Consider the following 22,272-nt stretch of genomic DNA (forward strand, 5'->3'; position numbering starts at 1 on the left):
GCGCCGATGATAGTGCGGATTCCCGTGTGAAAGTAGGTCATCGTCAGGCTATTAAACCGGAAACGCCCAGTCTAACGACTGGGCGTTTTTTTTCGTCTGAATAACTAGCATTCTGAACCTGCGTGTGCTGGACGATAAGCGCACGGCCTACACACGTTGACGCTGTGGGTGCTGCGATGAATTGTCGTAAACCACCTCAAACCAATTCAATTCAAAATTGGCCTAGCCTTTGTAAGATGATCTTTGCTTTGGGTTGGCTGCTCTAGGGAAAACCCGTATAGTTCAACCCATGTTTGAAACAAAGGCTTTAGTCAAGGAACCGTTGCAAGTTGAAAGGGCGCCATTACGCTCAGATACAGAGGATTTCATGTCGCCATTTGAATCTAGAAAATCGTCTGTGCTGGTGCCCATTCGCTCGCTTGGATCCAATCATCGCGTGCGTATCGCCCGTCATTTGCTGGCGCTTGATCCGCCTGACCGTTATTTGCGCTTTGGATTTTCCGCCAATGACGAGCAAATTCAACGTTATGTGGACAGCCTGAACTTTGAACGTGATGAGATTTTCGGTATTTATAACCGGCGTCTTGACTTGATTGCCATGGCTCATCTGGCATTCTCCGCCGATAGCAACCTGGACGCTTGTGCTGAGTTTGGTGTTTCTGTTTTGAAGTCGGCCCGTGGCCGTGGTTATGGCGCCCGCCTGTTTGATCGGGCGGCCATGCATTCCCGTAACGATGGCGTTAGTCGAATGTTCATTCACGCGCTGAGCGAAAATTCCGCCATGCTCAAAATCGCCCGCAATGCCGGTGCGGTGGTTGAGCGGGATGGTTCTGAATCCGAGGCCCATTTGCTGCTGTTGCCCGCCACCCTTGACACCCGTTTGACGGAAATGCTTCAAGAGCAGTTGGCCCAGACCGATTACCGCATCAAGGTGCAGATCAAGCAGTTCTGGGACGTTCTGGCCGGGGTGCAGGCGCTTCGCCGGGGTGTGCAGGACGCACAACAAATCACCCCAAAGTAAGGCAGAACCAGACCCTGATACAAAGGGGTCGCGGTAATCCGCTATCCTAGAGGGTCGTAAACAACTGCATGTCCTGCTCCCCCGTCTGTGTCAGACCCCCATTTCCCGAGAATTCCCGATAGGGAAGACAAGCGTACTTTCCTGCAAAAACTGGCCGAGTTCATCCACCCGGGACCGGACTCTACCGCCGAGTTGATCGAAACGTTGGCGGAAGCTGAAGAAAACAACATCATTGGGGCTGAATCGCGGGCGATGCTCGAAGGCGTGCTGCGCATGGCCGATATGACGGCCGGTGATGTGATGGTACCCGCGACTCAAATGGACATCATCAACATTAACGAGCCGTACGATGCGCTGCTACACGGGGTGATTGACACAGCGCACTCCCGTTTCCCGGTGTATGAGACCGACCGCGAAAACATCATTGGCATCTTGATGGCCAAGGATTTGCTCAAACTCCAGCGCGCCCCGGAACTCAATATCCGGGCGTTGTTGCGCCCCGTCGTATTTGTGCCAGAAAGCAAGCGGCTGAATGATCTGTTGCGCGAATTCCAGGGCAACCGCAATCACCAGGCAATCGTGATCGATGAGTTTGGCCGGGTCGCCGGTCTTATTACCATTGAGGATGTGCTGGAGCAAATCGTCGGCGAGATCGAAGATGAGTTCGATATTGCCGAAGATGAAGGCGATATTTTTGGTCTGGCGGACCGCACCTACCGCGTCAGCGGCGACACCACCATCGAGCGCGTCGATGACGCCTTTGGTGTCAAGCTGACCAGTACCGACCCGGAAGACGAGTTTGACACCATTGGCGGCTTGATTGCCCATGAAATGGGCCATGTGCCCAAGCGCGGTGAGCGCTACACCCTGGCTGGGCTGGATTTCGTGGTGTTGCACACCCGCGGCGGTGCCGTCAAATGGTTCAAGGTGTCGCCGGTAGTTGATGAAGCCACTTAGAACGAAACGCAGGTGGCCCATCCTGTCGGCTCATGTGACAGGGTGGCAAGTGGCAATCGCTTTGCTCGCTGGCGGCGCCCAGGCGGCCAGCTTGGCTTGGCCCTTGGTCCTGCCGACATTCCCTTTTCACCTGCTGGGCTTGCGCTATGGCCAGCCTGTTTGGTGGCTGCAGTGGTTGGCCCTGGGCTTGCTGGCATGGTTGCTGGTGGGTGGCCGCCGGCAGGAAGCCGGTAATTGGCGACCGGCCGCGCTGTTGGGCTGGTTGTTTGGCACCGCCTGGCTGACCGGCACCTTTGGCTGGACCTTTGTCGCCATGCACACGTACGGCGGCTTGCCGTTCATGCTGGCGGCGCTGGCGGTGCTGGCCCTGGCCGGTCTGCTGGCTATGTTCTATGCCGCTGCGTGTGGGCTATTTGTGGTGCTAGCCCCCGTCAATCGGGCGTGGGCAGCTATTGTTTTTGCAGCGCTTTGGTTGTTGGCCGAATTGGCGCGCGGCACTTGGTTGACCGGTTTTGGCTGGGGCGCCACCGGCTATGCGCATGTGGACGGACCGCTGGCGGGCTTTGCCCCCTGGTTGGGCGTGTTTGGGTTGTGTGCCATCACCGCCTGGCTGGCCATGACCCTGGCGCAAGCCGGACTGGCGCGCTCCTGGCGCCCGCGCGCGGCCAGCCTGATTGCTGTGCTGGTGGTGCTGGCCTTGCCGCTGGGTTACCGGCTGCTCGTGCCGGACTTGTCGACGTCAACGGGGCGCTTGGGCCTGACCCTCCTGCAGGGCAACATTCCCCAGGATGAGAAGTTTGAAGTCGGCAGCGGTGTGCCGCTGGCCCTGCAGTGGTACGCCGAGCAACTGCAAAACAGTCGCACCTCGCTGGTGATCGCGCCGGAAACGGCGATACCGGTGTTGCCGCAGCAGCTGCCGCCCGCTTATTGGGATGCACTGCAGCAACGGTTCGCCACGGGCCCGCAGGCGGCGCTGATTGGTACGCCCTTGGGCAACTACCAGCAGGGCTATACCAACTCGGTGGTGGGGCTGAAACCCGGCCTGGCGCTGCCTTGGCAATACGACAAGCAGCATCTGGTGCCGTTTGGTGAATTCATCCCGCCGTTTTTCAAATGGTTCACCGCAATGATGAACATTCCGCTGGGGGACTTCAATCGTGGCGCGTTCATGCAGGCGCCCTTTGACTGGCAAGGACAGCGGCTAGCCCCTAATATTTGCTACGAAGATCTGTTCGGCGAAGAACTGGCGCCGCAATTTAGCAACCCGGCACACACCCCCACTATCTTCGTCAACGTCAGCAACCTGGCCTGGTTCGGCCGTAGCATGGCGATGGACCAGCACCTGCAGATTGCACGCATGCGCACGCTCGAGTTCGCGCGGCCTTTCGTGCTGGCCACCAACACCGGTTTGAGTGCCATCGTGGACCATCAAGGTCGCGTGGTCAGCACCATTGCCCGCGACACCCGGGCGGTGTTGGTGGGCGAGGTGGAGGGGCGCGCCGGGGTGACGCCTTATGCGGGGTGGGTGGCCCGTTTCGGGCTGTGGCCATTCTGGCTGCTGGCGCTCGGCATCGTCTGGCTGGCGCTGCGTCGCCACCGCTTGCGAAAACTCTAATTCGTCGCCCGGCCGCCGTGTTACGGTGGCAAGCTCGAACCCCCGTAAAATCAATTTTTTACGCACGACCCCGTGTGTATTTCCAAACCCCAGGGCCGTAGCCCGCCGAAGCCCACTCAAGTCATGTTGACCTTCCAGCAAATTATTTTGAAACTGCAGTCGTACTGGGATGCCCAGGGCTGCGCGTTGTTGCAGCCCTACGACATGGAAGTCGGCGCCGGCACCTCGCACACCGCTACATTTTTAAGAGCGCTCGGGCCGGAGCCCTGGAAGGCGGCCTACGTGCAGCCGAGCCGGCGCCCGAAAGACGGTCGTTATGGCGAAAACCCGAACCGGCTGCAGCACTACTACCAGTACCAGGTGGTGCTGAAACCCGCCCCCAGCAATATTCTGGAGTTGTACCTCGGCTCGCTCGAAGCGCTCGGCTTTGACTTGAAGAAGAACGACATTCGTTTCGTCGAAGACGATTGGGAAAACCCGACGCTGGGCGCCTGGGGTCTGGGCTGGGAAGTCTGGCTGAACGGCATGGAAGTCACGCAGTTCACCTATTTCCAGCAGGTCGGCGGCATCGACTGCAAGCCGATCACCGGCGAGATCACCTACGGCCTGGAGCGCCTCGCCATGTACCTGCAGGGCGTCGACAGCGTCTACAACCTGAAGTGGACCGACACGCTGAGCTATGGCGATGTCTATTTGCAAAACGAAAAAGAGCAGTCGGCCTACAACTTTGAGCACAGCGACGTGGACTTTTTGTTCACCGCCTTCGCCGCGCATGAAAAGCAGGCCAAAAACCTGATCGAGCAGCAACTCGCGTTGCCGGCCTACGAACAAGTGCTGAAGGCCGCGCACAGCTTTAACCTGCTGGACGCCCGTGGCGCCATCAGCGTGACCGAGCGCGCTGCCTACATGGGGCGCATCCGCAATGTGTCACGCGCCGTGGCGCAGAGCTATCTGGAAAGCCGGGAACGGCTGGGCTTCCCGATGGCCCCGCCCGAGTGGGTGGCACAGATGCCAAAGAAGGCTGCATAAAAATGACAACTAAAAATCTTCTCGTTGAATTGTTTGTGGAAGAGTTGCCGCCCAAGGCGCTCAAGAAACTGGGCGAGGCGTTTGCCAGCCAGTTGGCGGACCAGCTGCGCGCGCAGGGCCTGGCCACCACCGACTCCGTGGTGACGGCCTATGCCTCGCCGCGCCGGCTGGCGGCCCACATCAGCCATGTCTGGCTCAAGGCCGCTGACAAGGCGGTGCAGCAAAAGCTCATGCCCGTGAAGGTGGGGCTGGATGCCGACGGCCATGCCACGCCCGCGCTCATCAAGAAACTGCAAGCGCTGGGCGCCGATGTGTCCGACCCGGCCGCCGCGGTGGCCGCGCTCAAGCGCGCACCCGATGGCAAGGCCGAAGCCCTGTTTTATGACAGCCTGGTCACTGGCGCCACGCTCGACACCGGCCTGCAAAAAGCGCTGGAAGAAGCGCTTGCCAAGCTGCCGATCCCGAAGGTCATGAGCTACCAGCTGGAGACCGATTGCGACTTGCCCGGCTGGAGCAGCGTGCATTTTGTGCGTCCGGCGCACGGCCTGGTTGCGCTGCACGGCAGCACCGTGGTGCCGGTCAAAGTACTGGGTCTCAAAGCCGGTAACAGCACGCAGGGCCATCGTTTTGAAGCCAAGGTGTCGCCGGTGCTGATCGCTGACGCGGACAGCTATGGCGCCACGCTGACGAATGATGGCGCGGTGATTGCCTCGTTCGCGGACCGCCGCGCCGAGATCGTGCGCCAGTTGGCCGCTGCGGCGGCCCAGGTCGGCGGTGGCGTCAAAGCCATTGACGACGAGGCTTTGCTCGACGAAGTGACCGGTTTGGTCGAGCGCCCGAACGTGCTGGTTTGCGCGTTTGAAGAACAGTTTCTCGGCGTGCCGCAGGAATGCCTGATCCTCACGATGAAGGCCAACCAGAAGTACTTTCCGCTGCTCGATGCGTCCGGCAAACTGACCAACAAGTTTCTCGTCGTCAGCAACATCAGCCCGGCGGATGCGAGTGCCGTGATTGGCGGCAACGAGCGCGTGGTGCGCCCGCGGCTGGCCGATGCCAAGTTCTTCTTCGATCAGGACCGCAAGAAAACGCTGGAGTCGCGTGTGGCGGGGTTGGACAAGGTGGTTTATCACAACAAGCTCGGCACGCAGGGGGAAAGGTCAATTCGTGTTGCCTATTTCGCCCAGACCATTGGCGCTCTCATAGGCGGCGATATATTAGCAACTCAGGCAGATAAAGCAGCTCGGTTGGCTAAAACAGACTTGCTTACTGACATGGTGGGCGAGTTCCCCGAGCTGCAGGGTGTCATGGGACGTTACTACGCAATTAACGACAAGTTATCGGCTGAAGTTGCTGACGCAATAGAAGACCACTACAAGCCGCGTTTTGCCGGCGATGAGTTGCCGCGCAACAGCGTGGGTCTGGTGGTAGCGCTGGCTGACAAGCTGGAAACGCTGGTTGGCATGTTCGGCATTGGCAATGTGCCGACCGGTGACAAGGATCCGTATGCGTTGCGTCGCCATGCCTTGGGCGTGATCAGGATGCTTATCGAAGCAGATCTGGACTTGAGGTTAGACCAGTTGCTTGATGAGGTATTGCTTTCTTCCGATGCGCTCGGACTGGGCAACGACCCCCAAAATGTAATGTGGGCAAGACAGCGAGATGACGGCGTAGAGCTTATTGAATTGAACCCTGAAACTGGAACCAAATTGATGGGTTTCATCTTCGACCGCCTCGCCGGGTCCCTGCGCGAGCAGGGCTACAGCGCGCAGGAAGTCGATGCGGTCGTGTCTCAAAAACCGCAACGTCTGGGCGACGTCCCCAAGCGCCTCGCCGCCGTGCGCGCCTTCGCCGCCTTACCCGAAGCCGCCGCGCTGGCCGCCGCCAACAAGCGCATCAGCAACATCCTGAAAAAAGCCCAGGACGTCGATGCCCATGTCAGCGAAGTGCTGCTCAAGGAGCCGGCTGAAATCGCCCTGTTTGCCGCGATGCAGGAGGTGGCACCCAAGGCGAAAGCACAATTCGAGGCCGGCGACTACACCGCCTCGCTGCAGACCCTGGCCGCGCTGCGCGCCCCGGTCGACTCCTTCTTCGATGGCGTGATGGTCAACGCAGAGGAACTGGACCTGCGCCTGAACCGCCAGGGCCTGCTGAAAAGTCTGCACGACGCCATGAACCGCGTGGCCGACCTGTCGCGGCTGGCGTCGTGAGCGTGGCCACAGCATGAAGCTTGTCATCCTCGACCGCGACGGCACCATCAACGAAGACAGTGACGATTACGTCAAAACGCCGGACGAATGGGCGCCCTTGCCCGGCGCGCTGGAAGCGATCGCCCGGCTCAACCATGCCGGCTGGCATGTGGTGATCGCCTCCAACCAGTCCGGCCTGGGGCGTGGCCTGTTTGATGTGTCCACCCTCAACGCCATGCACGCCAAGATGCACAAGTTGCTGGCGGCGGTGGGCGGGCGGGTGGATGCCGTGTTTTATTGCCCGCATGCGCCCGACGAGGGCTGTCGCTGCCGCAAGCCGGAGCCTGGCTTGTTCGAGCAAATTGGCGAGCGCTACGGCCTGGACCTGAGCGGTGTGCCAATGGTGGGTGACTCGGCGCGCGATGTGCTGGCCGGCTTGGCCGCCGGTTGTGAGCCGCACCTGGTGTTGACCGGCCGGGGTGCCGCGTACCGAGGCCGCCAGCTGCCCGACACCTTCCCCAAACAAACACGGGTGCACGCCGACCTTGCGGCCTTCGTCGACTTTCTGCTGGAGCGCGAAGCGGCCACCGTCTGAGTAGTTGGTTTGCTATAAAAATAATAGCTGCTTGCGCAGTATCAACGGGGGCTAGACGCCTAAATAACCCTAAATGTCCTTGATTCGATCGATCCTCCACATGGCGTGGATACTGCTCACCGTCATTCCGTGGGGCCTCACGCTGGTAGTCATTTCCGTGTGGGTGCGCCGCACGCCGCTGTGGTGGTTTGCCGTCAACTGGTTCCGGCTGGTTATTTGGGGCAGTCGCGTGATTCTGGGCATTCAGGTGCGCGTCAGCGGGCTGGACCATCTGCCGGTGGGCGCGACCAGTCCCGCGATTTTGCTGTCCAAACACCAGTCCACGCTGGAAACCCTGTTGCTGCCGACCCTGATGCCGCACCCGCTGGCCTTTGTGTTCAAGCGCGAACTGCTGCGCATTCCGTTCTTCGGCTGGTCGATGGCGCGGCTGGACATGATCCACATCAACCGTGAATCGCGTGCCGCCGCCATGAAGCATGTGATTGCGCAAGGCAAGGCGCGGCTGGCGCAAGGCACCTGGATCATCATGTTCCCCGAAGGCACGCGCATCGCCCGCGGCGAAAAAGGCACTTACCAGACCGCCGGCACCCGGCTGGCGGTAGAAACCGGCGCCCCGGTGTTCCCGATTGCGGTGTCGTCCGGCAAATGCTGGCCGCGCAAGGGCTTCATCAAGTACCCCGGCGTGGTGGAAGTGTCGATTGGCCCGGCCATTCCCAGTGTCGGCCGCGAGCCGAAAGAGCTGATGCGCGAGGTCGAGGCCTGGATCGAGGCCGAAATGCACCGGATTGACCCCGAGGCCTATCCCTGAACAGGACACCATGCATCCGCTGTTGAAGTTCACTCGCGATCTTTTTGAGTCAAATAAGCCGCTAGCCCCCGTCGTTAGTGCGAAGCCAGCTATTGAATCAATAGCGAAAATACCACGCCCGCCAGTGCAGCCGTTAGCCGGGCTGGGCCGCGCCGCCACCTTTCACCATCCGCGCGCCAATCGCGAACTGCAGTTGTGCAACGCCGTGGTGGCGTATGAATTCAAACGCGGTCAGCGCCGCACCATTGGTTTTTCGGTCGGGCCGGAAGGCCTGGTGGTGCGTGCACCCAAGTGGGTGCCGCTGCACGAGGTGGATGCCGCCCTGCAGAGCAAATCCGACTGGATCATCCGCAAGTTGGGGGAGACGACGGCGCGTCACGCGCGGCTGCAGGCCCAGCGCATTGAGTGGCGCGATGGCACGCGGATTCCTTTTTTGGGGGCGTCGCTGATGGTGGTGCTGACGCCGCCTTCGGCCGCAGACGCGGCCTTGAAAAAGCGCCGCGGCTACGCGCCGCGGGGTGTCGCCGAGGCGGTGCTCAGCCCGGTGGCCGATAGCGCCGCCCAGACCCTGCAGCTGGCGCTGCCGCACAGCGCGACGCCGGCGCAGATCCGGGATGCCGTGCAGGCCTGGCTGATGCACCAGGCCAGGCAGGTCTTCATCGAGCGGCTGGACCACTTTGCGCCGCAGTTGCAGGTGCAATGGCGCAAATTGGCCCTCAGCAACGCGGCGACGCGCTGGGGCAGCGCCCGGATTGACGGCTCCATCCGGCTCAACTGGCGCCTGATTCATTTCCGGCCGCCCATCCTCGACTATGTCGTGGTGCATGAACTCAGCCACTTGCGCGTGATGGACCACAGCCCGCGTTTCTGGGCCACGGTGCGCGCGGTCGTGCCCGACTACGCCACGCTGCGCGGCCAACTGAAGGACGAGGCGACGCCACGCTGGGACTAGCGGACGCGGCAACCCCAGGCGGCCAGTCTGCCCGGCCGGCGGCGACCCACGGCGTCGCATCCCCAGCATGGTGCGGAAGCCGCCGGCGTGCGGCCGCATTGGTCCGGCGTCTGGCGCTTGAAAAATTGTTTTACGGAGGGAACGCGTGCCCATGAACGGGTGGGCGCTGCCGCTGGCGCGCTACTTGCTCTGGTTTGACTGGAGTCAATAAATGCACCAATTCAACCCAGGACCTGCCATGACGCATCAAACTTTCAAACGTGCCGCTGTTTTCACCGCCATGGCGGTCTGTGGCCTCACGGCCCAGGCCGCCGACTGGAGCGATACCGCCATCGGCTACCGCTACGGCACCGATTTTGCCGAACCGTTCAACAACAACGCCATCCGCAAAAACATCCTCAATCTCAGTCATGTCAGCGGCTACAAGTACGGCATCAACTTTTTCAATGCCGACGTGCTCCTCTCCGACGAGAAAGACCCGTCCGCCGTCGGCGCCAGCAGCGGCGCGCAGGAGGTGTATGTGGTCTACCGCCACACGCTGGATCTGGGAAAGGTCAGCGGCAAGTCGTTCAAGTTTGGCCCGGTGCGCGGTGTCGGCGTCACCGCCGGCTTTGACGTCAACACCAAGAGCGACGCGGGCTACAACTCCAAGAAACGCATGCTGGTGGCGGGCCCGACCTTGATGCTGGATGTGCCCGGCTTCCTCAACGTCAGCCTGCTGGCGCTGTGGGAAAGCAATGCGCCCTTTAACGGCTACACCGGCATCTCGACCAACCGCTACACCTACGACACCCATCCGATGATCAATCTGGCCTGGGGGATTCCGTTCAGCATCGGCACCGTGCCGTTGTCCTTTGAAGGCTTTGCCAACTTCATTGCCGCCAAGGGCAAAAATGAATTTGGGGCCGACACCGCCGCCGAAACCAACATCGACATGCAGGTGATGTACGACCTGAGTGCCGCCGTCGGCGCCAGCAAGAACACCTTCAAGCTGGGCTTTGAGTACCAATACTGGAAAAACAAGTTCGGCAACGACACCGCCGGTGCGGCCGGCCAAGGTGCCACTGCCCGGACCCCGATGGTCCGCGCGGAATACCACTTCTAGGCCGGACTGGCCTGAAAGCGGTACACGCCGTCCTCGCCGAGGCTGCGCTGCAAGCGGCCCTCAAACCACAGTTTGTGCAGGTGAGCGATCGACTCGCCCATGGCAAAGGTGGTCTGGTGCAGGTCCAGCACCCGCTTGAACAGCACCGGCAGCATCTCGGCCGCACTGCCGGGCTGGGCGGTGCAGGCCTGCAGCACCTCGGCCAGACGGTCGCGGTGGTGGTCGTGCAATTGCTGAATGCGTTGGTGCAGGCCGGTGAACGGCTTGCCGTGCGAGGGCAGGGTGAGCGTCTGGGCATCGAGGGTGCAGAATTTGTCGATGGAGTCCAGGAACAGCTTGAGCGAGTTCGCTTCCGGCTCCATGTCGTACACGCTGACGTTGGTGGAAATGCGGGGCAGCATCATGTCGCCACCGATCAAGACCTTGCTTTCCTGGCAGCACAAGGCGATGTGTTCCGGTGCATGGCCGTAGCCGCTGATGCAGCGCCACTGGCGCCCGCCAATGCTGAGCGTGTCGCCGTCCGCCAGACGCCGGTATTGCGGCGGCACTGCGGGCACCAGCGAGGCATAGTAGTTGGAGCGTCGCTGTATTTTGGCCACCGAGGCCGGGTCGGTCAGCCCGTGCGAGGCGAAAAATGCCGCCGCCGAGTCACCGCCGAAACCGGTCGAGCCGTCGACGCTGAGGCGCGCCAGGCCGTAATCCGTGGCGCTGATCCACAAGCGCGCATTCCAGCGTTCACACAACCAGTGCGCCAGCCCGATGTGGTCCGGGTGCATGTGGGTGACGATGACGCGCAGGATCGGCAGGCCGTCGAGTTCGGTGGCAAAAATCTGCTCCCAGTGCGTTTTGACTTCGTCCGTGCTCACGCCGCAGTCGACCACGCTCCAGCCCGGTTGGCCGTCGATTTCATCGCGCAACAACCAGAGGTTGATGTGGTTCAGCGCAAACGGCAAAGGCATGCGCAGCCACTTCACCCCGGGCGCCACCGTCACGGCGGCGCCGGAGGCGGGCAGGGTATCGCCCAAGGGATAATGCAGCTGTTTTTCGAGTTCGTTGACGGCGTGGTTCAAAGGCGGCTCCTGATTTGCTCCATAATTGACGTTTACGTAAACGTCAATCAATCTTGACATTGTAGGTGGGGGTAGCCTCTGGCGCCGTCACCGTTGTCGACCACCACCTATGGCTATCACCTTCAGCATCAGCGATTTGGCGAAAGAGTTTGACCTGACCACCCGGGCCATTCGCTTCTATGAAGACATGGGTCTGCTGCAGCCGGAACGTTCCGATCCGGGCGGGCGCACCCGGGTTTACAGCGGGCGCGACCGCACCCGCCTGAAGCTGACGCTGCGGGCCAAGCGCCTGGGCTTGAGTCTGACCGAGGCCAAGGAAATCATTGACATGTACGACAGCCCGCGCGACACCGGGCCGCAGTTGCAGAAATTTCTGGTGGTGATTGCCGCGCACCAAAAACAGCTGGAAGCGCAAATGGCGGACCTGCAGGACAACCTGGATGAACTCAAGGTCCATCAGCGCGAAGCGAAGGCCTTGTTGGCAAAGGGCCTCACGCCCAATGACGCTAAAAGCGAATCAAAAAACAGTGTTGTCAAAGGAAAATCATGACCGATGCAAGTAGGTTGGCGCGGGTGCAAAGCAGCTTTGACCGGCAGGGTTTGATGCAGCATCTGGGCGCCCGCGTGGTGCGGGTGGCGTCGGGGCTGTGCGTGATCGCGCTGCCTTACTCGGACAAAGTGACGCAGCAGCAGGCCGGTTTTCACGGCGGCGCGATCGGCGCCATCGCCGATATTGCCGGCGGTTATGCCGGGCTGACGCTGGCGCCGGACGGCATGGAAGTCACCAGCGTCGAGTACAAGATCAACTTCCTGGCCGCCTTTCAAGGCGGGGAACTGCGCGCCACCGGGCATGTCGTCAAGGCCGGACGCCGCCTGATCGTGACCACCGCCGAGGTCATTCACATAGACGCCGAGGGCCGCGAGAGTGCCTGTGCCGTGATGCAGCAAACGCTGATGGCCGTCCCTCAAAGTTATTGAAACCCAAGCTAGCCAGTTAATTAATATAAAAGGAGCAATCATGAACATGCCAGGACTCAACTTTCAACTCGGTGAAGACATTGACGCTTTGCGCGACGCCGTGCGCGAATTTGCGCAAGCCGAGATTGCGCCGCGCGCCGCCGAGATTGACAAGAACGACCAGTTTCCGATGGACCTGTGGCGCAAGATGGGCGACCTCGGCGTGCTCGGCATCACCGTGAGTGAAGAGTTTGGCGGTGCCAACATGGGCTACCTGGCGCACATGATTGCGATGGAAGAAATCTCGCGCGCCTCCGCCTCGGTCGGCCTGAGCTACGGTGCGCACAGCAACCTGTGCGTGAATCAGATCAAGCGCAACGGCACCGATGAGCAGCGCAGCAAATACCTGCCCAAGCTGGTGTCCGGCGAGCACGTTGGTGCTTTGGCCATGAGCGAGCCTGGGGCTGGCAGCGACGTCATCAGCATGAAGCTGAAGGCCGAAGACAAGGGCGGCTACTACGTCCTGAACGGCACCAAGATGTGGATCACCAACGGCCCGGACGCTGACACGCTGGTGGTTTACGCCAAGACCGAACCCGAGCTGGGCGCCCGCGGCGTCACCGCCTTTCTGATCGAAAAAGGCATGAAAGGCTTCTCGTGCGCGCAAAAGCTCGACAAGCTCGGCATGCGCGGCAGCCACACCGGCGAGCTGGTGTTCAACAATGTTGAAGTGCCGGCGCAGAACATTCTGGGCGGCCTCAACAGCGGCGCCAAGGTGCTGATGAGCGGCTTGGATTACGAGCGCGCCGTCCTGACCGGTGGCCCGCTCGGCATCATGCAGTCGGTGATGGACAGCGTGCTGCCTTACATCCACGACCGCAAGCAGTTTGGCCAGAGCATCGGCGAGTTCCAGCTGATTCAGGGCAAAGTGGCCGATATGTACACCGTGCTGCAAGCCGGGCGTTCCTTTGCCTACACCGTGGCCAAGAACCTGGACCTGCTGGGCGTCGAGCATGTGCGCCAGGTGCGCAAAGACTGCGCCTCGGTCATTCTGTGGTGCGCCGAGCAGGCCACCAAAATGGCGGGCGACGGGGTGCAGATTTTTGGTGGCAACGGCTACATCAACGACTACCCGCTGGGTCGCCTGTGGCGCGATGCCAAGTTGTATGAAATCGGTGCAGGCACCAGCGAAATCCGCCGTATGCTGATTGGGCGCGAGCTGTTTGCCGAGACTTGCTGACATGATTTCTTTCTTCAGCCGGGGTGTGAGTGCTTTGTTGCGTGGCATCTGGCGTGCCTGGCTGTTGATTGTGCCGCTGGTGCTGGCCTTGTCGCTGGTCCGGCTCGGACAGTTGGCCTATTTTTGGCCGGCGGGGTTCAATGTGCCGGCGTCCGACGTGGCGATGATGGCTTTTCAGGGCCTGCGCTTTGACCTGAAAGTCAGCGCCATTGCCGGGGTTTTGTTGCTGCTGGTCTTGCCTTGGGTGTCTGGCCGGGTGAATGTTCGCATCGGCGCGACGGTGGTGTTTTTGTACGTCATGCTGTCGCTGGTCAATCTGCATTACTTCGGCTTTTACAAAACCCCCATCGATTCGTTGGTGTTTGGTTTGATGGAGGATGACACTTCGGCCGTGCTGCACACCATCTGGCACGATTTTCCGGTGATTTTTACGCTGCTGTTGGGGCTGCTCCTGAGCGCTGCCACCGTGACCCTCCAGCATGGACTGCTGAAGCGGCTGAACCCGGACACTATTTTGCAGACGCGTCATGTCGCGCTCAAGCTTAGTTGCGTGGTGATTGCTTTCTTCGCCCTGATTTTTGCGGGCAAGGGCACGCTGCGCGAAATGGCTTTGCAGCGGCAGCACATTACGGTCACGACCTCCCAGTTTCTGAACGACATGGTGCCCAATGGTGTCATCGCCCTGAAGTACGCATGGGACAGTCGAGGTCTATCCCAAAATTTACAGAATCCGTTGGCCGGTTTGCGCACCATGGGATTTGACTCGCCCATGGCCGCCGCCGAGGTGCTGGGGCTGCCGCACCACAATGAAGCCGAGGTCAAGGCCGCCTTGTCGGCCCACGCGGCGTTGCCGGCGGGAACGCCGAAGAAAAACCTGGTGTTCTTTTTGATGGAATCCTGGAGTGCCGAGCCGATGCTCTACCAGGGACCCAAATTCGATGTGTTGGGGCGACTGGCCCCGACCCTGGACACCGCCTGCCATTTCAGCAATTTTGACTCGGCACACGGCGGCACGCATCCCTCGCTGGAGGCGATTTTGTTTTCGACGCCCATCACGCCTTTGACACTGGGCGACGTGGGGCGCAAACCCATTCCCTGGGCGATTGCGCAAGTGGCACGACAAGCCGGCTATAAAACACTCTTTGTCTCGTCGGTCCGTTCGGGCTGGCGGGACCTGAATCGGGTTTTAAAAGTCCAGGGCTTCGATGAGGTCGTGGATGCCAACACCCTCAAGGAAGCCTATCCCGATGCGGAATTGGGCCTTTGGGGGGTGTGGGATACCTATGTGTTCAAGTACCTGAGCAAGCGTTTGGCGGCCCAGCCGGTGGACAAGCCGATTTTTGTGTTTGTGCTGACTTCCACCAACCACCCGCCGTATGACTTGCCCCGTGACTACCAGCGGGTGCCCCGCGACATGAGCCTGTGGCGCGGCGAAACCAGCTCGGAGTTCTTGCAAATGAATCTGGACTCTTATCACTATGCGGCCGATCTGCTGGGCGGCTTTGTGCAAGACGTGCAAAAAGGGCCGCAAAAAGATCGCACCATCATCGCCGCCACGGGCGACCACAACGTGCGTTCCTTCGGCGTCTACGCCGAACCCCAGCGCCGCTACCTGGTGCGCCAGGTGCCCTTTGTCATCTGGGGCGCGGGCGCGTCCTGCGGCCCGCAACGGGCGCTGCCGGCCAGCCACCGCGACATGTTCAGCACCTTGTTTCCGCTAGCCGGCATCGACGGTCAGTACATCAATGCCGGGCGCGACCTCTTGCGCAGCAATGTCAGCCCGGATGACCCCGTTAATGCGCCACGGGCCATGTTTTTCACGGGCGAAGCGCGCAATGACCAAGGCATTTGGCAACTGGGAAACAAAAGCTCTTTTGTTTGCTCATCGGCACAAAAACCAGCGGCCAATTGCCAATTCAATGCCTTGGACGATCAACAGGAGCGCGCACGTTTTGGCTTATTGGACTGGAATGTGCGCGTTTCGTTGAAAAAGCAATCTGCCATCGCCCCCCAATCCCTTGAGCGCTGAAAGTAGCCTCGCCCATTGTTTAACATCGACTCATGACTACATCCTTAAAAAACCTCTTCGATCACAACCGTGCCTGGGCCGCGAGAATGGAGAGCGAGCGCCCTGGCTTTTTCCGCAACCTGAAAAGCCAGCAAAACCCCAAATACATGTGGATCGGCTGCTCCGACAGCCGGGTGCCGGCGAACCAGATCACCGGTCTCGAGCCGGGTGAGGTGTTTGTGCACCGCAATGTGGCCAATGTGGTGGTGCATTCCGACCTGAACGCCCTGTCCACCATCCAGTTTGCGGTGGAGCGCCTGAAGGTGGAGCACATCATGGTGGTCGGCCACTACGGCTGTTCCGGTGTGCAGGCGGCGCTGGAAGGTGTGCGCATCGGGCTGGCGGACAACTGGCTGCGCCACATTCAGGATGTGCGCGACATGCACCGGGGCTTGCTCGACGCGCTGCCGGAGCCTTGCCGCTACGACGCGCTGGTGGAACTGAATGCCATCGAGCAGGTCATTAACGTGGCGCAAACCACGGTGATGCAAGACGCCTGGCAGCGCGGCCAGAAGGTCACCTTGCACAGCTGGGTCTATGGCGTGCATGACGGCCTGCTCAATGACCTGCACATGACGGTGACCTGCGCCGATGATCTGGAGCCGCGTTACCGGGCCGCGGTCGCCCGCGTCGCGTCGACCAGCCGCCCGCTGTAAATTATTCATGAAATTGACCTCTGGCCCCCGTCGGTATTGCGCAAGCAGCTATTAAAAAAAGAGCAATCATGTTCCCCACCCGTCTTGACTCCTCGCTCGCCTACGACATCGCCAAAGCCATGATGGATGGCTTTAACCGCCACTATCAGCTGTTCCGCACCGAGTCGGCGCGCGCCAAGCACCGGTTCGAGACCGCGGACTGGCATGGCCAGCAGCGGGCACAACGGGAGCGGATCGAGTTTTACGACCTGCGGGTGCGCGAATGCTCGAACCGGCTGGAACACGAATTCAAGGCCGGTGAGCAGCCGATGGACATCTGGCAGCAGATCAAGCTGCATTACATCGGCCTGCTGGTGAACCACCACCAGCCGGAGCTGGCGGAGACCTTCTTCAATTCGGTCACCACCAAAATCCTGCATCGCAGCTATTTCCAGAACGACTTCATCTTTGTGCGCCCGGCGGTCAGCACCGAGTACATTGAAAACGGCGAGTCCGAAGCGCGCCCCACCTACCGCTGCTATTACCCGACGCGCGACACCATGACCGCGGTGCTGGTGCAGATGGTGAACGACTTCGACCTGCGCAACCCCTTCGTCGACCTGGCGCGCGACGCCGCCCTGGTGCAAGAGGCCATGGTCGAGCGGCTGGGTGACGCCAAGCTGCGCGCCAACTTTCAGATCCAGGTGCTGACCAGCCTGTTCTTTCGCAACAAGGGCGCCTACATCGTGGGCAAGCTGATCAACGGTTTCAACGAATTTCCGTTTGCGCTGCCGGTGCTGCCGAACAAAGAGGGCCAGGTGGCGATTGACGCCGCCCTGTTTGGCGAGGATGACCTGCTGATGCTGTTCAGCTTCGCCCGCGCCTACTTCATGGTCGACATGGAGATTCCCTCGGCCTATGTGCTGTTTCTGCGCAGCATGATGCCGCGCAAGCCGCGCAACGAAATCTACAACGCGCTGGGCCTGGCCAAGCAGGGCAAGACGCTGTTTTACCGCGACTTTCTGCACCACCTGAGCCACTCCAGCGACCAGTTCCGCATCGCACCCGGCATCAAGGGCATGGTGATGCTGGTGTTTGACTTGCCGTCTTTTCCCTACGTGTTCAAGGTCATCAAGGACTACTATCCGCCGCAGAAGGACACCACGCGCGAGCAGATCAAGGGCAAGTACCTGCTGGTCAAGCAGCATGACCGCGTCGGCCGCATGGCCGACACGCTGGAGTACAGCGAGGTCGGCTTTCCACGCGACCGCTTCAACGACGAACTGATTGCCGAGATCGAACAGTTTGCCCCGAGTCAGCTGGAAATTGTGGACCGCGATGGCGATGGCCGCCTTGAAGTCATCATCAAGCACGTCTATATTGAGCGGCGCATGATTCCGCTCAACATCTACCTGCAGGAAGCCTTCGACGCCGGCGGTGCGGAGCCGAATCCGGCCGAGGGCGCCGCGGCCCGGGCGCATGAGCAGATTGAGCGCGGCGTCATCGAGTACGGCAACGCCATCAAGGACTTGGTGGCGGCCAACATTTTCCCCGGTGACATGCTGTGGAAGAACTTTGGCATCACCCGCAATGGCAAGGTGGTGTTTTATGACTACGACGAGATCGAGTACATCACCGACTGCAACTTCCGCCGCGTGCCCCAGCCGCGCAACGAAGAAGAAGAAATGTCGGGCGAAATCTGGTACAGCGTCGGCCCCAAAGACGTGTTTCCCGAGACCTTTGCCCCGTTCCTGCTCGGTAACCCGGCGGTGCGCGAAGTGTTCATGAAGCACCACGCCGACTTGCTGGATGCCGCCTTTTGGCAAAGCCACAAGGAGCGTATCCAGCAAGGCTATGTGTACGACGTGTTTCCCTATGAGCAGGACAAGCGCTTCCACGTCGCTCATCCGGACGCGCCACTGCCGGCCTCGATTTGAGATTCGCTCTTTATTTGATAGCTACTCACGCAGGCGCTGCCTGCGCTCCACCTGATTTTCATTGAAAGGACTAAAAATGACTGACTCCATCGCTGACCCTGTCGTTATTGTCGGAGCCGCCCGCACCCCCATGGGGAGCTTCCAGGGCGAGTTTTCTTCGCTGGCCGCGCATGACCTGGGTGGCGTTGCCATCAAGTCGGCGGTGGCGCGCGCGGGGGTGTCCGTCGAGCTGGTCGATGAAGTGCTGTTTGGCAACTGCCTGATGGCCGGCCAGGGCCAGGCGCCAGCGCGCCAGGCGGCCTTCAAAGGCGGCTTGCCGATCAGCGCCGGGGCGGTGACGCTGTCCAAGATGTGCGGCTCCGGCATGCGCGCGGCCATGTTCGGCCACGACATGCTGCTGGCCGGCAGCGCCGATGTGGTGGTGGCCGGCGGCATGGAAAGCATGACCAACGCACCTTACCTGTTGCAAAAAGCCCGTGGCGGTTACCGCATCGGCCACGACCGCGTGATGGACCACATGATGCTCGATGGCCTGGAAGACGCGTACGAGGCCGGCCGCTCCATGGGCACCTTTGGCGAAGACTGCGCCGCCAAGTACGGCTTCACCCGCGAACAGCAAGACCAGTTCGCCATCACCAGCGTGCAGCGGGCGCAGGCCGCGACCAAGTCGGGCGCGTTTGCCGCCGAAATCACGCCGGTGACGGTCAAGGGCCGCGCCGGGGATACCGTGATCTCGACCGACGAAGCCCCCGGCAAAGTCAAGCTGGAAAAAATCCCGACGCTGAAACCGGCGTTCAAGAAAGACGGCACCATCACCGCCGCCAGCAGTTCCAGCATCAGCGACGGCGCCGCCGCGCTGGTGATGATGCGGGCCTCGACCGCGGCCAAGATGGGCCTCACGCCGCTGGCGCGCATCGTCAGCCACGCCGTGCACGCGCAAGAACCCAACTGGTTCGCCACCGCCCCGATTGGCGCGGTGAACAAGGTGCTGGCCAAGGCCGGCTGGAGCGTCGGTGACGTGGACCTGTGGGAAGTCAACGAAGCGTTTGCCGTGGTGCCGATGGCACTGATGCATGACCTGAAACTGAGCCACGACATCGTCAACGTCAATGGCGGCGCCTGCGCGCTGGGCCACCCGATTGGCTGCAGCGGCGCCCGCATCATGGTCACCCTGATGTACGCGCTGCAAGCGCGTGGCCTGAAAAAAGGCGTGGCTACCTTGTGCATCGGTGGCGGCGAAGGCACGGCCGTGGCGCTGGAAATGCTATAAATTAAATAGCTATCTGCGTAGGACGGACGGGGGCTAGCGCCCCCTTTTTTATAAATTTGAAGAATGTTGGAGTGTCTGAACCATGTTGTTAACCCAAGACCAGGAAATGATCCGCGACGCGGTGCGCGACTTTGCCCAAGCCGAACTGTGGCCGCACGCCGCCAAGTGGGACAAGGAGCACACCTTTCCCAAGGAAGCGCACAAGGGCTTGGCCGCGCTGGGCGCCTACGGCATTTGCGTGCCGGAAGAATTTGGCGGCGCCAATATGGACTACCTGACGGTGGCGCTGGTGCTGGAAGAAATCGCCGCCGGTGACGGCGGCACCAGCACCGCCATCAGCGTCACCAATTGCCCGGTCAACGCTATCCTGATGCGCTACGGCAATGCCGCGCAAAAGAAGCAGTGGCTGACCCCGCTGGCACAAGGCCAGATGCTGGGCGCTTTTTGCCTGACCGAGCCGCATGTCGGCTCCGACGCCTCCAGCCTGCGCACCACCGCGGTGAAAGCGGGCGACGAGTACGTCATCAACGGCGTCAAGCAGTTCATCACCAGCGGCAAAAACGGCGATGTCGCCATCGTCATTGCCGTCACCGACAAGGGCGCCGGCAAAAAAGGCATGAGCGCCTTCCTGGTGCCGACCAGTGCCCCCGGCTACGTGGTGGCGCGACTGGAAGACAAGCTCGGCCAGCACTCAAGCGACACGGCGCAGATCAATTTTGACGACTGCCGCATTCCGGTGGAAAACCTGATTGGGGCTGAGGGCGAAGGCTACAAGATCGCCCTCGGTGCGTTGGAGGGCGGCCGCATCGGCATTGCCGCGCAAAGTGTCGGCATGGCGCGCAGCGCGTTTGAGGTGGCGCTGGCCTATTCCAAGGACCGGCAAAGCTTTGGCACCGCCATCTTCAACCACCAGGCGGTCGGTTTCCGCCTGGCCGACTGCGCGACGCAAATCGAAGCGGCGCGCCAGCTGATCTGGCACGCTGCCGCCCTGCGCGACGCCGGTCGCCCGTGCCTGAAAGAAGCCGCCATGGCCAAGTTGTTCGCCAGCGAAATGGCGGAGAAAGTCTGCAGCATCGCCATCCAGACGCTCGGCGGCTACGGCTATGTGAGCGACTTCCCGGTCGAGCGCATCTACCGCGACGTTCGCGTGTGCCAGATTTATGAAGGCACCTCCGACGTGCAGAAAATCATCATCCAGCGTTCGCTGGCCTGAGCGGTGGCGGGACAGTCGCCGCGCTGGGCGCCGGCGCTGTCTTGGCCTGAGCAGGGGGCGTGTAACAATACCGCCAGCAAGGTTATTGCTGTCCCCTAAAAAAAAACGAGTCACACCCCCTCATGGTTTCCGTTCATCGTATTTTTGACGGCCGGCGACTGCTGGCCTTGCTCAGCCTGCTGCTGGCGGCGGGCTTTTTTGCCACCACCCTGGGCAGCTACTTCGTTTCCAAAAACGTCATCCGCCAGGCCATCATCGGGCAGGAGCTGCCGCTGACTTCCAGCAATATCTACGTCGAGTTGCAGAAGGATCTGGTGCAGCCGGTGGTGATTTCCTCCACCATGGCGCACGACACTTTCCTGCGCGACTGGGTGCTCCAGGGTGAGCGCAATGTGGACGAGATGAACCGCTACCTGCAGGAAATCAAGATGCGGTATGGCGCCTTCAGCAGCTTCTTTGTCTCCGAGCGCAGTGCCAACTACTACACCGGCAGCGGTGTCCTGAAGAAAGTGTCGGCCAGCGAGCCGCGCGATGCCTGGTACTACCGGGTGCGCGAGCTGAAGGACGCTTACGAAATCAATGTCGACCTGGACCTGGCCAACAAAGACGCCATGACGATCTTCATCAACTACCGGGTGTTTGACTTTGCCGGGCAGTACCTGGGCGCCACCGGCATCGGCCTCACGATCGATGCCATGCACCGCCGCATCAAGGATTACCAGCAGCGCTACCAGCGCTCGATTTATTTCGTCGACACCAAGGGCCAGGTCGTGTTGGGGGGGCAAAAAAACCTGCAGCAGCAGCCGGACCTGCACGCCCGGCCCGGCCTGCGCGACATCATTGACGGCATCCTGCGCGACAAAAACGGCGGCTACCAGTACGAGGCCGATGGCGTCACCTACCTGCTCAATGTGCATTACATCCCGGAGCTCAACTGGTACCTGTTTGTCGAAAAAGATGAGTCTGAGGCCCTGGTCGAAGTGCGCAAGACGCTCTATATCAACCTCGCGATCTGCCTGTTCGTCACCCTGGTGGTGGTGATGCTGATGAACGTGTCGCTGACGCGTTACCAGCGCCGCATTGAGCAAATGGCGTCCACCGACAAGCTCACCGGCATGCTGAACCGGCAGGCCTTCACCATCCTGATGGACAAGGTGCTGGCCGAGTACGAGCGCCAAGCGCGGCCGGTGTCGATGTTGCTGCTGGACCTGGATCATTTCAAGCACGTCAACGACCAGCATGGTCATGCGACGGGCGACCGGGCGCTGTGCCATGTGGCGGCGCAACTTCAGCAGGGCTTGCGCAAGTCCGACATTGCGGTGCGCTGGGGCGGCGAAGAATTTCTGGTGGTGCTCAACAACTGCGGCCTGGAGGAGGCGCAGCTGATTGCGGAAAAAATTCGCCAGCGCATTGCCGAGGGCAAGCTCGAAGTCGACGGCCACGCCCTTGCGCTGACCGTCAGCATTGGGGTGAGCCAGTTCAGCGGCGCGGAGCCGACCGAGCAGACCATCAGCCGGGCCGACGCCGGGCTTTACCTGGCCAAGCAGGGCGGGCGCAACCAGGTCGCGGTGGCCCCCGCACCGTCGTCGTCGTCGTCGGCGGCGTGACATCCGG

Annotated in this window: 19 protein-coding genes; 18 read left to right on the forward strand and 1 reads right to left on the reverse strand. The window is 61.0% G+C overall.

Going from position 1 to position 22,272, the window contains the following annotated elements; translation table 11 throughout:
- The first annotated feature begins 367 nt into the window (after positions 1-367).
- The 9 genes from HHJ17_RS10895 to HHJ17_RS10935 all read left to right on the forward strand — a co-directional run bounded on the left by HHJ17_RS10895 (position 368) and on the right by HHJ17_RS10935 (position 10,268).
- Entirely contained in the window at positions 368-1,021 is a 654-nt protein-coding gene (locus HHJ17_RS10895) for a GNAT family N-acetyltransferase (protein ID WP_296499730.1), read from the forward strand.
- 87 nt (positions 1,022-1,108) lie between these two features.
- On the forward strand, positions 1,109-1,978 hold the full coding sequence (locus HHJ17_RS10900) for a transporter associated domain-containing protein (RefSeq protein WP_296499731.1): 870 nt from the start codon (positions 1,109-1,111) through the stop codon (positions 1,976-1,978).
- A gap of 49 nt (positions 1,979-2,027) precedes the next feature.
- The gene (gene lnt, locus HHJ17_RS10905) at positions 2,028-3,593 is read left to right on the forward strand and encodes an apolipoprotein N-acyltransferase (RefSeq protein WP_366557536.1); all 1,566 of its coding nucleotides are present in this window, start codon (positions 2,028-2,030) and stop codon (positions 3,591-3,593) included.
- Between the two features lie 123 nt (positions 3,594-3,716).
- Positions 3,717-4,622, forward strand: a complete 906-nt coding sequence (gene glyQ / locus HHJ17_RS10910; RefSeq protein ID WP_296499735.1) for a glycine--tRNA ligase subunit alpha — start codon at positions 3,717-3,719, stop codon at positions 4,620-4,622.
- Positions 4,623-4,624: 2 nt separating this feature from the next.
- Positions 4,625-6,829 carry a glycine--tRNA ligase subunit beta gene (gene glyS / locus HHJ17_RS10915; protein WP_296499736.1) on the forward strand — a complete coding sequence of 735 codons (2,205 nt, stop codon included), beginning with the start codon at positions 4,625-4,627 and terminating at the stop codon, positions 6,827-6,829.
- Positions 6,830-6,842: 13 nt separating this feature from the next.
- Positions 6,843-7,403, forward strand: a complete 561-nt coding sequence (gmhB, locus tag HHJ17_RS10920; protein ID WP_296499738.1) for a D-glycero-beta-D-manno-heptose 1,7-bisphosphate 7-phosphatase — start codon at positions 6,843-6,845, stop codon at positions 7,401-7,403.
- Between the two features lie 73 nt (positions 7,404-7,476).
- On the forward strand, positions 7,477-8,211 hold the full coding sequence (locus HHJ17_RS10925) for a lysophospholipid acyltransferase family protein (RefSeq protein ID WP_296499740.1): 735 nt from the start codon (positions 7,477-7,479) through the stop codon (positions 8,209-8,211).
- Between the two features lie 10 nt (positions 8,212-8,221).
- Positions 8,222-9,163, forward strand: coding sequence for a SprT family zinc-dependent metalloprotease (locus HHJ17_RS10930; protein ID WP_296499742.1), 942 nt, complete (start codon positions 8,222-8,224; stop codon positions 9,161-9,163).
- Positions 9,164-9,443: 280 nt separating this feature from the next.
- A complete protein-coding gene (locus tag HHJ17_RS10935; protein ID WP_296499776.1) occupies positions 9,444-10,268 on the forward strand; it encodes an outer envelope protein in 825 nt (274 codons plus the stop codon).
- Here HHJ17_RS10935 and HHJ17_RS10940 read toward each other — a convergent pair.
- On the reverse strand, positions 10,265-11,338 hold the full coding sequence (locus tag HHJ17_RS10940) for an MBL fold metallo-hydrolase (RefSeq protein ID WP_296499744.1): 1,074 nt from the start codon (positions 11,336-11,338) through the stop codon (positions 10,265-10,267). The genes HHJ17_RS10935 and HHJ17_RS10940 overlap by 4 nt on opposite strands.
- Positions 11,339-11,447: 109 nt before the next feature.
- On the opposite strand from HHJ17_RS10940, the gene HHJ17_RS10945 reads away from it, so the two are divergent.
- The 9 genes from HHJ17_RS10945 to HHJ17_RS10985 all read left to right on the forward strand — a co-directional run bounded on the left by HHJ17_RS10945 (position 11,448) and on the right by HHJ17_RS10985 (position 22,265).
- Entirely contained in the window at positions 11,448-11,888 is a 441-nt protein-coding gene (locus HHJ17_RS10945) for a MerR family DNA-binding transcriptional regulator (protein ID WP_296499745.1), read from the forward strand.
- Positions 11,885-12,316: a PaaI family thioesterase gene (locus tag HHJ17_RS10950; protein WP_296505769.1), complete on the forward strand. Its 432-nt coding sequence runs from the start codon at positions 11,885-11,887 to the stop codon at positions 12,314-12,316. The genes HHJ17_RS10945 and HHJ17_RS10950 overlap by 4 nt, the downstream gene beginning before the upstream one ends.
- A 40-nt stretch (positions 12,317-12,356) precedes the next feature.
- Entirely contained in the window at positions 12,357-13,535 is a 1,179-nt protein-coding gene (locus tag HHJ17_RS10955) for an isovaleryl-CoA dehydrogenase (protein WP_296505770.1), read from the forward strand.
- 1 nt (position 13,536) lies between these two features.
- Positions 13,537-15,564, forward strand: a complete 2,028-nt coding sequence (locus HHJ17_RS10960; protein ID WP_296505771.1) for an LTA synthase family protein — start codon at positions 13,537-13,539, stop codon at positions 15,562-15,564.
- 32 nt (positions 15,565-15,596) lie between these two features.
- Positions 15,597-16,259: a carbonate dehydratase gene (gene can / locus HHJ17_RS10965; protein WP_296499749.1), complete on the forward strand. Its 663-nt coding sequence runs from the start codon at positions 15,597-15,599 to the stop codon at positions 16,257-16,259.
- 68 nt (positions 16,260-16,327) lie between these two features.
- Entirely contained in the window at positions 16,328-18,175 is a 1,848-nt protein-coding gene (gene aceK / locus HHJ17_RS10970) for a bifunctional isocitrate dehydrogenase kinase/phosphatase (protein WP_296505772.1), read from the forward strand.
- A gap of 76 nt (positions 18,176-18,251) precedes the next feature.
- Complete coding sequence (locus HHJ17_RS10975; RefSeq protein ID WP_296505773.1) at positions 18,252-19,445, forward strand: acetyl-CoA C-acyltransferase; 1,194 nt, start codon at positions 18,252-18,254, stop codon at positions 19,443-19,445.
- Positions 19,446-19,527: 82 nt separating this feature from the next.
- Positions 19,528-20,658 (forward strand): acyl-CoA dehydrogenase family protein, encoded by a 1,131-nt coding sequence (locus HHJ17_RS10980; RefSeq protein WP_296505774.1) that lies wholly within the window; start codon positions 19,528-19,530, stop codon positions 20,656-20,658.
- Positions 20,659-20,780: 122 nt separating this feature from the next.
- Entirely contained in the window at positions 20,781-22,265 is a 1,485-nt protein-coding gene (locus HHJ17_RS10985) for a sensor domain-containing diguanylate cyclase (protein WP_296499753.1), read from the forward strand.
- Positions 22,266-22,272: the final 7 nt, after the last annotated feature.

The sequence above is a fragment of the Rhodoferax sp. genome (assembly GCF_012927445.1).
GTDB lineage: Bacteria > Pseudomonadota > Gammaproteobacteria > Burkholderiales > Burkholderiaceae_C > Rhodoferax.